The following is a 13914-nucleotide window of genomic DNA, read 5'->3' on the forward strand; positions in this document are numbered from 1 at the left end:
AATAGTTCTTTAAAAAAAACACTCCAAATATTGAAAAAATACGCTAACTATTTAGCTAAAATCTTTAACTTATTATTAGTAATTACAGCATATAACTTTAAAATACGAATAGTCCATTCTGCTATGATAGGACTTCAAGGAATTTTTAATAATTAAAGAATTTTCCGTCCTTAAAATTCTATATATTGATTAGGGCATTGACACCTTCTACAAATTCTTCAACAAGATGAAATTCTTCTAGTTTTGCGTCATTCCATATTGATTTTGGTATATGTTCTAGCATAATAATTTGAAAATCTTTATTATATTCAGTTTTTATGTATTTAATATAATCATTTAATAGTTTCATAGCTATGGTAATTTTTTTCTTGTCACCTTTATTTACTTCTTCCCATTTTTTTAACTGCATTTTTTTTATGCCATTATCCTCGCCATAATATGGCCTACTTGGTTGATCCAGTATTAAAAATTGAGGTACATACGGACTGTTTTGTTTGATTATAAATTCATGTAAACCTAAAAATAGACAAAGATGAAGGAATAAATGATTTGAACTACTACCAACAGTTGATGGTGTAGCTGTACCTGGTTTACGAAGTTTTAAACGTTTATTTTTATAATCAAATAATGCTTTGTATTCTGCATAAGTTCCAAGTGCCTCTTTTGATTCTTCTAGATAGTTTTCGACTAATTCTTCTAGTAATTTAATTGCCAGTTCTCGATTTATACTTTCATCTGATAAATCTAAGAGTTCTTCTAGAAGCTCCTGTTTCTTCTCAATTTGGTAATCAAAATTAACTTCACTAGATAAATCTTGATTACTAAAAATAGATAATTCTTTTTTTATTTCACCAATAAATATGTACTTTTCTACATCATTTGTGAATTGTTTATTTTTTTCAGGAAGCAGTGTTAATTTTGACTCGACTGCTTTTAACTCACTCTCAACTTTACTTAACTCGCTATCAATATCTAAATTAATAGGATACTTTTTATCTAGTAAGGTCTTAATCTTATTTAATTCATTTTCAAAATCTAATAATAGTCCCTTAATTTCTGGTGTTTCAATAACTTCATAATAGTTTTCTTTTATATATTTAACCGGTTTTAAACTATCAAAATTCTGTCCTTCTATTTCTTTATATTCTTCATACTGCTTTTTAAAGTTTTTATATGCCTTTATTTTTCTATTTAAAGTAATTCTAGTTCTCTTTAATTCACTAACTTCATTTGTTTCAGTTGAAATTTTCTCACTGTAATTAAAAATAACCTCCTGTAATTGAGTTAAGCATTCTTCTAAATTTAAAGAATTGCTATCTATTAAATTATATTCTTTTGCTTTCTTTACTAATTCAGCTTTATTTTGTTCATATAGAGCTTCTTTACTTTCAAAAAGGGCTTTTTTCTTCTCTAATTTATTTATTTCACTCTCAATATCTTTTATTTTTTCTTTAATTAATATGTTTTCCACTGATTCAATACCTGTAGCAATATCAAATACTCTCTCTAAGGCTTCTCTATACTTCTCTTCATTTTGTTTATCAAAAAAAACATTTTTACTTGTAATAATATCTTCTGATTGGGTATTAAACATAAAGAAGTATCTTAAAGATATTTTACTCCCAGCTGATAGTTTCTTCCCCCCATAAGGAATAACTACATTCTTATTTATTGAAAACTCTTGTTCTAATGTAGACTTACATTCTTTTTCACTCAAGTTTGAGGCAGGAGAATGTGGAATTAATCCTATACCTGAAAAATAATACTCTTTGGATAGTGATTTTGAGTTTTTAAATTTTCTTCTTGCAAGAGTATAGTTTTTATTATTAATACTAAAATTTAGTCCATACCACTTTACATTTTCATTAATTTTTTCATCTGGAATCTCAGTTTTACTCGCGAAAAAGCAATAATCTATTATATCTAAGATTGCAGATTTTCCAGTTCCACTATCTCCGGTTATTACATTTACTTTGTTTGGTAAAAATTCTAATTCTCTAATGGTATCATTTTCTAACCATAATAAAATTTTATTAATTACAAACTTCATAATTTCACCCTCAATTGTAAGTATAAGTTAGCTATATCCTCATCTAATATAGTCGCCAATTTTTCAGCAGATTTTATAATATCCTCTGTCCTCTTTCCTAAATCTTTGTTGGAAAACTGGAATTTATTATCGTATATGTAATATATTATTTCATCTTTTATTCCTATTACCCCGATTTCTCTTAATAGAGTAATAGCATTAAGTGAAATAATTAATAAAGAAATATATCTATCATCAAAATTCACGAAACAAGCTGGTTTTTTCATTACAAACTCTTCCATACTTCTGATTACACTATTTTTCTGTTTTAAGAAATTCAAAGATTGTTTATGAGTAACTATAGGTAGAATTAATGCACATTTTGAAAAAGATGCATTATTTAAGTATTTTAATACTGAAGCAATGGCTATTGCCCCTATTAATTCGTTGTTATATAAATTTCTTGTATTTTCATAATTATTCATCTCGATTACCGTCTCCATATTATTTATATATATCCTCCCAATCGAGCTTCCAACCTATCACTGGGACATCTGATAATAAATAAAATTGACCATTACTAATTTCAATATCAAGTCGATTATCTTCAAAATCAAGAGTTTTTTCCAGAACATTAAAATAACATTCTTGTGCATATTCAATTAAAGTCAATTCATCAATTGATGTCTTGTCACTTTTCCATTTTTTTCTTATTTTTACATGTGCCCTATCAAATAAATTTTTCCAATACCTAATACAATTTTGCTCAAAATTTTGTCTTTGTATAGAAGTTATTTCCCCTTCTTGTTCCCAAAGTTCTAGGTTATTAAATGCTTGAAGCTTATATCCAGTTAATTTCAACAATTCTTCTATATCATCTTCATCTAAAACCTCAATCTCAAGTAATTGTTTAATAAATACTTGACTATATGGATCACCTGAAAAATCAGATATTCTTTTCCTTATTGGCAATTTACTATCACGAGCTTTTTCAAAATAAACTTCTGCTTTTTTTCTAAATTCTTCAAAAGTGATTATTACCTTCTCTCTTTTTTTAATACTTATGTAATTTTGAGTTCGAATATTGCTATCTAATGATTCAAACACATAATCAATCCTATTTTCCTTAACTAATTTTTCTCTTATTTGTCTTTTAATTTTTGAGATTAAATCATCTTCATCCAACTCAAACTCTAACTTTTGAAGAAAAAGACTTAACCAATTATTATTTTGTTTTTTTAGTAGTTCAATATAACCTTTTATAGTTTTGTCTGTTGTTTGAATATATAAATCTTCAAGGTATTCTTTGAAAGTTGCTAAATTTATTTTATTATTTTTAAATGATTGAACATTACCTAAAAACTTGTTTGTTTTATTTGAGGATTTATTTGACACTAAAATAAATTTAGTTTTCTCCATAAATTGCAATTGTTTGTTATTAACATTTCTCCCCTCAAATTTATCATTAATTATATGAATCCAATTGTAGAGAGTCTTCCATAAATCTCCATCAAGTTCTGTTAAATTAACTATTCTCTTATCATTCCTAGTTTGAATAGAATGCTTTAATTGAATTAGAACCTGACTGCCATCTTTTAAATCAAGATGGACATCATCCTTAACCTCAATACCAATTTCCTCTCCATCTTTTAATTTTAGTAATAGAAAAAGAAAATAATAATACTGGTAATCAAATCCAACTGATTTATTATCAGCCGTTGTTTTTTCTTGAAAAGATGCCAAGTTCCTATCCCCCCATTAAAATTACTTTAAAGTTAATATTTCTTATGTTAAATTTTTACATTTTCCGATATAATTGTACAGCTAAACAAATTTACTAAAAATAAAAAGCTTACATTTTTTAATGTAAACTTTTTAAATTTTCATACCAATTAATAATTGTATTATGCAATTACCCTTTTAAATTTTATCTAATATTTTCAAACCTAGCAAAACTCAATTCCCCCCTAAGCCACTTTTTGCAAATCCACACTAATCAAAGTCATGGCAAACATATCCAACTTTTATGTTACGAGGAAATAATTGTGGATAGAATACTTTAAATCCATTGTATCCATCCAGAAGTGATGATCGCAGATCTTTTGGAAGTTCGTTCTTTTATTAAAATCCCAATTTTAATAAAACTCCTTATATTTGCAAGTATACCTAATATTTACTTAATAAATTGTTACCTAATCATCGACATAAATTCATATACTACAAATCTAATTTATGTAAATCTACTACTTGAAAATTGCACTGCAAAGTAAGAAATCAATAAACTAACATTTGCTAGGAGAATTTCTGGAATTCAAGAATGTGTTCTGGGTACTTAGCTTTAAACTCAAGTGCAAATATTAATTTGGTATGAATTTACTATCGATTGTTCGGTTAATAAAACATCAAGTACAATTCCAGTAATTTTTGATACAATTGTACTTTGTACTTTTGGTTACAGAGATACTCATTGCTACAAATTACCTATAGGTATTAGATAAAACAGACTGCTAGACTGGAAAAAATTAATGATTTTTTATCGCTATCATAAGACTTGCAACTACACCATGAATAAATATCAACGAGATTCCAGTTAAGAAAAGTTTCACGAACTACTAATTCTTGTTTAATTTTCTAAATTTGTGCTATAGAATAGGCGTCATGTTACCATTTCTTACTGTATTATCTTCTATATTTTTAGTTAACCTTTAATTTTTATCATAGTATTTAGTTAGCTAAATTTTACTAAATTTCTTTCGTTTTCACTGTTTGTTCACATATTCTTCTATTCCCACACTTATATCTCTCCGAAATAATTATTGAAGTACTAAATTTCAACTAATGGAGGAGATTAAGTTGGTAACATATTGTAAACGAAAAACAAAATCATCTTTAATAGTATTGTGTGTAGTTTTAATACTAACAATGATTATTCAACCAAAACAATCTTTCGCTAATGAAAACGAAGTAAATCAAACTAGTGAAATGATTAACACCTTAGAGAAATATATAAATGCAGAAGATAATCAATTTGAAATAAGTAAAATACCAATTAACGTATATAACGAATTTGGAAAAGAAAATATTGACTATATTTTAAACGGAGTAGCAGATTTAAATTCTTTGGCTCAAAATGGAGAAATAATCATTACGGATAATGAAACAATTTATGAAACTGATGATACTAGTTTTGATGTTCAAGGGGGAGTTAATAAGAGAATTAATACCTGGTGGGGTAGAAAATTATATATGAGTACTGCTTCAGCTAAAACATTCGTTAGAGATAGTACTAGGGTAGCAAATGGTTCAACTGGCATTGCAGTAATTGCAGGATATTTTAGCGTTGGGATGGGTGCAGCCTTATTTGGTTTAAATGCTGCATACTATTACAATTTAGCTAATGATGTAGGCTATAGAAATTCAGGACATAGTCGTGGCATAATACTAAATTGGACATGGGCAGGACCATATTGGACAGAAAAACAATAGAAATGAAGTGATAATTTTGATAAAAATTACTTTTATTTTATTAATGATTTATTTAATATATTGGGCTAATAGTGGTAAGCCAAAACTTTTCAATATATCTAATATATCTATTAAATATATTGTACTATTTGTTTTTTTGTTAATTATTGTTATAAATCTTTCAATGATTATTATATTGTAAATAATATTGTAAAAAGCACATGAATTTAAATGTGCTTTTTTCAAATGAAAGGAATACAATGAAAAAAAATATATCACTTTTTTTGTTTATAATTTTATTATGTAGTTGTAGTACTGGTGCATCTTATATGCAAGATTTCGAGGATATTTGGAAGATCTCTGATGGTAGTACACAAACAATCGCAATAATTGACACTGGTATAACTAACGAAGCCAAATTACTTTATAAAAACAAAATTGTCGATACCTACAACAGTATTAATAATAATAAAAATGTAAGAGACGAACACACGCAGGCCCATGGTACACAAATGGCAAGTATACTTTGTAGTGATGGGCAAAAGAATATCAAAGGCGTTTCTCCAAAGTCTAAAATCATTATTATTAAAGCAATTGGGGCAGAAGGATCGCAAAAAAATACTGATTCCATTATAAAAGCAGTTACATATGCGATAAATAAAAAAGTTCACGTTATAAATATGAGTTTTGGTTCATTTCAAGTTAACGAAAAAATAAAAAAACAGATAAATTTAGCAATAAATAATAACATTACAGTTGTAGCTTCAACGGGAGACTATGGCAATAAAGATAGTCTATTTCCTGCGTCGATGAAGGGAGTTGTTTCTGTTGAAGCCAAAAATGAAAATGGAGAAATATGGGAGAATTCTAACACATCAAAGGAAGATGTATTTGCTATGTATGGAGAAAATATAAAAGTTTTATCTACAAATAATAAGGTTATTAAGATGAATGGAACCTCGTATGCAACTGCAATGGCAAGTGGATATATAGCACTCCTAAGAGATTACTATCAAAAAAATAACATTAGTTTTGATAACGATAAAATTATAAAAGATTTGAAATTATTAAAATCAACTCAAAATAATGATGTAGATTACTTAAAACTCTTTAAAAAATAATCTGCTCCCCTCAACGGCTTAACAACTAATATATATATAATTTTTTAAAATTATTAAATGCCTCTGTACTCAACTGAATACATGGTTTTCCTTATGAACTTTATTAATCTCATAGAACAGTTATTAACCTCTTTCTAAAAAAACGATTACTAAGAGGCTGACTCCATAATGCAATCAGCCTTTTTCTCTTAAATATCCTTCACATTTTTAATTATTAGCTGGATTAGGTGCACTACTTTCAGGTTGCTTCTGTACTTCCTCTGGGCTGAGCGGTTGTTTATCCCCTGGATATGGTTGATCAAAACCTTTTGTTGCGTACCAAACAGAGTGATTCAGCATATTGGCGTTGACTTCATCCGGTGAAGCATGTTTTCCGGTAAATAGGTTCTTGTTTTTGTTAGACCATTCCGTCCATTTTTTTGAAAGTTCTTTTGACTCTGGTGTAACTTGATCTGTATTGGCAAGTGCAGCTGTATTGGCGTTCGGCTGGCCGTTTAAAGTATCAAGCGGTATTTGGTTCGGCTCGAAGTTATATGGTGTAAAGTCTGGCTTGTTTGTAAAGAGCTCACTCATCGGTTCTGCAGCCGCATCATTTTGGTTCATAGCCGGGAGACCAAGAATTTGCTCGATACTTCTTACCATATTTATGACAGTCCAATAATGGCTGTCCGTAATACCTTTTTTCACCCATGGGCTGATTACATGCGCAGGCTGGCGATGACCATCGACATGGTCTAATCCATTCTGTGAATCATCTTGAGTGATGAATATGACAGAATCCTTCCAATAAGGACTATGTGAAATAAGGTCGACGATTTTACCAATAGCAAGATCATTATCAGCAACCATTGCTTGTGGTGTAGGAGAACCTGTTGCATTTCCTGCAGTATGGTCATCCATTACCCACAATGTGTTTAAAGCTGGTAAATCTTTATTTTTGACGTGCTCTTCAAACCGTTGCTTAAATATTTCAAATCGGTATTGATCTGGAATATTCGTATCAAAGGTTGGGAAAGGTTTATAAGTAATCGGCCCGAGAGATGGAATATCGTATGTTGCCGAATAGTTTCCTATTGGTACGTGAAGCTCTCCCTCTTTCTGTCCAGAAAGGATTTGATAATCTTTGTACCAGTCCGTCCATGTACCAAATGGTGCTGATCCGGTGAAACCAGTTGTATCTTCGCCGAAGTTTTCCACAGATATGTTATTTTTTGCTGCTTGATCCCATAAGTGTCCTGTAGGTGCGTACGCCATCGGATCACCAGCCCCTCCAGGGTAGCTTCTAACATTTGCTGAATCTGTTTCTTTATCCTCATAGTCCGTGTTCGTTCCTTGCATTACCCATTGGTGTCCGCTTGCTGATTGAATACCTGAAGTATATACGTTATCAAGGAGCGGGAAGGTACTTGCAAGTTTGTGAATGTTTGGAGTGACTGCTTTTGGGAACTGAGTTAAAGCTGGTTCTCCATTTCCTTTTCCTAGATCTCCTAGAACCTGGTCATAAGTGCGGTTTTCTTTAATGATATAGAATACATGTTTAATTGTTGAAGGCTCACCAACACGCTCAGGCATAGCGACTGGTTTTTTATTATGACGAGGTTTTGCGTTCAGATTCTTTAAACCAAACCAGTTGTTATTGGCAAAGACCTGCTTGGTCCCTTTTGCAAGATCCTCAGTAGAAGGGAATGGGATTAATGAAAGAGAACCAATTTGGGCATATGACGATTTCCCGGTAACCTTAACTCCTTGAATCGTTAAATCACGTGCAGGTCCACGAGAACCAATCCCATCCGCATTAGCAACAATTAGCTTCTTATTTTCAGAATCAACAGCGATATCTACTGGAAACCAGGCTGTCGGCAAAAGTCCTTGCAGTTCAGGAGTCTTTTTAGGTCCCTGCCAATCGTATACTGCAATCGCATTATCGCGGCCAAGGCTGACCATTAATTTGTTATCTACCACTTTTACAGCATTTGGTGCTGAGCCTTTAGCAGCTTTAGGGTATGGTTTAATGTCGATCGTTTGTGCGACCGTATTAGTTTTGGAATCAATAACAGAAATCGTGTCACTATTTGTATTTGCTACAAATATGTATTGGCCAGACTGCGTCATACGTTCAGGCTGCACACCAACTTCGATTGTTTTTATTACTTTATTCGTAGTCAAGTCAATAACAGATACTGATCCTGTCGAAGTTGCTCCTGTTTTAGGATCCACAACCACATTTGTCCCTGAAGAATTTACCGTTGTGTCTCCTTCTTTTGCGGTACGGCCACCCTGGTTCGTTACATAAGCAAAGTTGCCTTTGACTAATACACCTGTAGGCGCATTTTCTACTGCTACTTTCGTTACAGAGCCTGTTTGAGGATCAATAACTCCAAGGCTGTTATCACGGTTTAGGGCAACTAGCAGCTTACCTTCTTGTGTAACCACTAGATCAAGTGGATTAATATTTCCGCCGACAGATGCTTTCGGCAGATTAATACTTTTTTTGACGGTTGGGGTTCCATCTTCACTAACTGACATCACGACTACTTTTCCAGTTGTTCCTGATGAACCTGTTGCATATAGCTGGCTACCATCTGCTGAATAAGCTAATCCCCACATTTGAGAGAGGCCTAACGATAAATCTTGAGTAGTCAATTTTCCTGTCGATAGATCGACAATGTTAATTCCTTTTCCACCGTAATTATTGCGTCCAACAATCGTTGCTGCTGTCTTACCATTTGGATTTACTGCAACCGAAATCGGATTGCCCCCAAATTCAATTTGCTTTCCTGCTGGTGTGATTAGTTGATTGGCTGGTACTAATACGGAGCCGTCTGCCTGAGGACCAACGAGCCTGTTTCCAAAGGCATTATCATTTGCAGCATAGGCACCGGCAGAGCCTAACAGTACAGTACTTAAGGTAATTCCAGCGAGCAATTTCTTCTTGTTTCCTTTTTTCTTCATGATACTTCACTCCTTTCTGAATCTTCTTAAAGAATACGCCTATTCTATTAATCTACTATTCAAGTTTAGTAAATTTATATAAAGGTTATATTTAGTATAGTTAAGTATTAATTAGTAAATTTTTCCTAAAAAAATAGGAGTCTTGGAATAATCACCAACATTAAAGCATTGGTATATCAATATCCGTAGTCCTTGGAATGCTCAATTTCTTATCTAAATAAATTTACATAACTTAAATAAAGTTTAAGTAAATAACATAAATAATTTCTTACTAGGAAATTGAAGGCACCCCTAATCGGGGACGTAGTAAAACAATTTTTGTGGAAAAAGAGTAGATAGATAGGATTTAATACTAAATGAATTCAAGAAGTATGGACCAGAAATGATTGTATGAATCATTTGGACAGCACGTTCTATGTAACTTATAAAAGTATTTCATCAATAGAAAAAAGAACCGTTTTTAAAACGATTCTTTGTTCACAGGATATAATACACTTCTTAAACGGTTAGTTTAAATTTATGAATGATATGATCTAAGCTTTCGTTGGGACTCTGATCATAGTCTTTATGAAGCCATCTATACAAAATAGGAATCATAAATAAGCTCATAAATGTGGAGCTAACTAACCCACCAATCACAACTATACCGAGAGTTTGAGAGATAATGGTGTCAGTTTGAGATGATAAAGCTAAAGGCAGTAGCGTTAATATTGTTGTTAAAGCAGTTGTGAGAATCGGCCTAATTCTAGATAAGGTACCAAGGAATAGAGCTTCATCTAAACTGTGTCCTGCCAACCTATTTCGCTCTATTTTATCTACTAATACAATCCCATTCGTAACCACAATTCCGGTTAACATTAACAGTCCGACTAGGGCGGCCAGATTCCATTCTAACTGGAAGATTAGCATACCAGCGACTGATCCAATGACAGCAAGCGGTATACAAATTAATACTGTTAGAGGTGCCTTCCACCCCCTGAATACAAAGCTGATAATGGAAAGGACGAGCAAAATGGAAAATGATAAAGCAATGGCCATTTCATAGATCATTTCCTTTACTTGCTCAGGAGCTCCTGCAAAAGAGTAATGAACTCCTTCGGGAAGCGGCGTATCCTTCAGTACACTTTTAACTTGTTTGGTTACTTTCCCTACATCTCTAGAGAGAATGTTTCCCGTAATAACAGCGTATGGATGACCATCCTTCTCTTGTATCACAGATGCATCTGTGATGGGAGTTGCAACCACAAGCTGATTTAATTTAAAAGCTCTTCCCTCTTTATTTATAAACGCTTCGTTTCCCATTTGATTTAATAATCGCAGGGCCGGATCTGTATCATTGAAGGCGTTCTTACTATTCTTTAGATGTATAACGATAGGATAAGTATTATGGTTAAGCGAAATCTCGCCTATTGTACCTTCAGCAGTGTCTAACTTGAACCTATTTATTATATCTTCTAAATCCAGGCCATTTTGTTCAATCATCTTTCTATTTAAGGTTAGTTGATATTGAGTAGCGGTTCCTTCTTCATCAGCCAAACCTTGCACGGCAAGGCCTGGTATCAACTTTAGGCGATTTCCAACGGAGACTGATAAATTTTCAAGAGTTTGGCTATCCGCACCACTTAGATTAATTTTTAGTAAAGAGTCATCTCCTGAGATACTCTTGTCAGTTACCGTATAGATTGCTTTACTTTTAAGTGAATCCAACTGCTTTTGTAATTGGCGAGTCATTCTAGTTTTATCTGCATTTTTTGTAATGCTTAGAGACAAGTTGGCTATATTCGGCTGCTGGATCCATCCACCTCCAGTATCAAATACATCATCTGATTGAGGAGTGTAAGAAGAACCGAGGCCGGAAGAAAATGAAGTAACGTTTGAGTTCCCTTTCAACAGTCCTTCAACTCTCCTCACTTCTTCGTCTACTTCACTTAGCGATGTATTTTTGGGTAATTCAATTTGGATGCCAAGCTGCCCTGTATTATTAGTCATAGTCAGGAAATTTACGGGAAGCAAGGCTGAGGCTGCAGCCAAAATAACAAATAAACTTACAGATAGTATACTAAGAAGCTTCTTTCTCTGAAAAATCCAGTCATACATCTTATAAGAACGTTGAGCCAGGAAATCATTCGGTGCCGTGGGTTTCCCCTTCCAGAAAAGATTATATAAAGCAGGAACTACAAGAACTGAAACAACTAAAGAAATAATAAGAGCAATAACAACAGACCATGCAAAACCTGAAAAGGCTGCACCAACAAGACCGCCAACAAGGGCTATTGGAATATATACAGCAACCGTAGTGGCCGTAGATGAAACGATCGCTGGAATCATCTCTTTTACAGCCAGTGTAATGAATGAAAAGCTGTTTAATTCTTTTCCTTCTTTTACTTTTCTGTTGATATTGTCCAAGATCACAATCGAATCATCCACAACCCTTCCCATCGCCACCACAAGGCCGGAAACGGTAAGAATGTTAAGGGAGATTCCTAATATCTTTAGGATACCGGTTGTAGCTAAAAGACAGATTGGTAGAGAGATAACAATCAATAATGTAGACCGGACATTGCGAAAGAAAAGAAATACGCAGATCATGGAAAACAAGCACCCCAATAACCCCTCTTTAACGAGTCCCTCTAAGGAATGGTTCACCTGCTGAGCTTGGTCAAATAGTATGGAAGCTTCTACATCGTTCGTTTTAATCGGTGTTATATCTTGTAGTCGGCTGTGAATGCTTTTCGACAGATTGCTAATATTTGATGAAGGTGTTTTTAAAATATCCAGTACTACACTTGGTGTACCTTTTGTTCTGGTTATGGTCTGAAGATTAACAATCGAATTCGAAATATCCGCCACGTCAGAAAGAGGAATGGTTTTCCCATCTGCACGACTTATAGGCAATTTTTGTAGGTCTGTTTTGTTTAGCCCCCAACCATTCACTTTTATGGGAACTGTCATCTGGCCGTCTGATAAGTTCCCTTCTGTTTCAGTTGTGTGTTGTTGTTTGAGAGAATTATTGACATCGTCCACACTAAAACCGGACTTAATTAAATCGTCCTTGCGAATTGAGATAGCGTATCCAGCGTTACCACCGCCTGACACTTGAATGTCCTTTATTCCAGGTACTGTTTTAAGTCCTTTTACCACTTCTTCTTGTACCGAAGTCCTCAGTATATTTTCGGTAATATTAACATTATTGCTTTTTAGACTGATCGTCATAATAGGAAGCGAATGCGTACTAAGACGGTTAACAAGGGGTTTATCAGATCCTTTTGGCAATGAAATTCCTTCTAACGCTTTATTCACTTGCTGCTCTGCCTTTTCCATATCATACTTCATAGGAAAATTTAGACTGATAAACGAGCCTCCATTAAAAGAATTGGTTTCCACATCCTGAAGATTGTCTACTACTCTGACCGCCTCCTGGATAGGCTTTGTTATATATTCTTTAACCTGATCAGCCTGCAAGCTCTGTGCTTTTACTGTAACCGTAAGTGTAGGATTATTAATTTCAGGTAGATAATCCCTCTGCATTTGAAAGGCAGATATTGCACCCCATACAAGAACGATAACAGTAAGGGTAATAATAAGGCCCGCTCTTCTAATAGAGGCTTGTAGTAAACGATTCATTTTCTCCCGAATCCCTCCTGTCTAAATAAATTATTATGTACGTTTTACTGCACCAACGAAACATGCAAAGCATATTTACTTTTTGAATCGGCAAGAAACCTAATTTGCCCTCGTTTTCAGCGAGTAGATACATGGTAGATGTGAAATTATCGGCATCAGTTCCACCATTTGCATTTAAAAACCCAGCAAGCAAACTTGTGTCTTTTTTATCCCCTTTCTCCTTTTTAATAGATTAATCTCCATCTGTTAATCTACAATTTCAGATTTGTAAAGCTATATAAATTCTTTGTTAATCCTTTTAATTATTTGTCAGATAAATTTACGTTTTTTCAGGATGCCATAAGGTAGAGAAAGCCCTTCAAAACAGCTATCACTGCTCATAAATTGGATTAAAACTTAATGAGTTCCCTTCCAGTACAGATTTAAATCCTTAAGTTCTTCATTCACTTGTCAAAAGAATATCTTGCAATCATAAAGCTGATATTCGGATTCATTACAATCCTTTCGAAGAACAAAAAAAAGCAACTACCACAAGGGTTAGTTGCTTCCTATTTATAAGGTCTACTAATTTATAAGCCTATGATATTTTCTCTTTCATTAAATTCATAATATAACTGTTATCACTTAATCCTGTGGCAAAATTCCAATTTACGTAAAAGTATATAACCTCATTATTTCTTAATGATAGCTTTATAGGTTTCGCTGATTTTAGAAAGAAAAGTC

At 33.0% G+C, this 13914-nt stretch carries 7 protein-coding genes; 2 read left to right on the forward strand and 5 right to left on the reverse strand.

What is annotated here, in order from left to right; genetic code table 11:
* Window positions 1-178: 178 nt before the first annotated feature.
* Genes COE53_RS12700 through COE53_RS12710 form a run of 3 tightly spaced genes read right to left on the reverse strand, consistent with a single transcriptional unit; the run spans window position 179 to window position 3772 of the window.
* Window positions 179-2050 (reverse strand): DUF3732 domain-containing protein, encoded by a 1872-nt coding sequence (locus COE53_RS12700; protein ID WP_098948178.1) that lies wholly within the window; start codon window positions 2048-2050, stop codon window positions 179-181.
* Window positions 2047-2514 carry a three component ABC system middle component gene (locus COE53_RS12705; RefSeq protein WP_142350408.1) on the reverse strand — a complete coding sequence of 156 codons (468 nt, stop codon included), beginning with the start codon at window positions 2512-2514 and terminating at the stop codon, window positions 2047-2049. Before COE53_RS12705 ends, COE53_RS12700 begins: the two co-directional genes overlap by 4 nt.
* Before the next feature lie 19 nt (window positions 2515-2533).
* Complete coding sequence (locus COE53_RS12710) at window positions 2534-3772, reverse strand: hypothetical protein (protein WP_098948180.1); 1239 nt, start codon at window positions 3770-3772, stop codon at window positions 2534-2536.
* A gap of 1110 nt (window positions 3773-4882) precedes the next feature.
* On the opposite strand from COE53_RS12710, the gene COE53_RS12715 reads away from it, so the two are divergent.
* On the forward strand, window positions 4883-5515 hold the full coding sequence (locus COE53_RS12715) for a hypothetical protein (protein ID WP_098948181.1): 633 nt from the start codon (window positions 4883-4885) through the stop codon (window positions 5513-5515).
* A gap of 308 nt (window positions 5516-5823) precedes the next feature.
* Complete coding sequence (locus COE53_RS12720) at window positions 5824-6615, forward strand: S8 family peptidase (RefSeq protein WP_180242424.1); 792 nt, start codon at window positions 5824-5826, stop codon at window positions 6613-6615.
* A gap of 207 nt (window positions 6616-6822) precedes the next feature.
* On the opposite strand, the gene COE53_RS12725 is transcribed toward COE53_RS12720, so the two are convergent.
* Window positions 6823-9567: a bifunctional YncE family protein/alkaline phosphatase family protein gene (locus COE53_RS12725; protein ID WP_286162570.1), complete on the reverse strand. Its 2745-nt coding sequence runs from the start codon at window positions 9565-9567 to the stop codon at window positions 6823-6825.
* Window positions 9568-10065: 498 nt separating this feature from the next.
* Window positions 10066-13191 (reverse strand): efflux RND transporter permease subunit, encoded by a 3126-nt coding sequence (locus COE53_RS12730; RefSeq protein ID WP_098948184.1) that lies wholly within the window; start codon window positions 13189-13191, stop codon window positions 10066-10068.
* Between the last annotated feature and the right edge of the window lie 723 nt (window positions 13192-13914).

This window comes from Bacillus sp. AFS029533 (assembly GCF_002585125.1).
In the GTDB taxonomy this organism is placed as follows: Bacteria; Bacillota; Bacilli; order Bacillales; family Bacillaceae_G; genus Gottfriedia; species Gottfriedia luciferensis_B.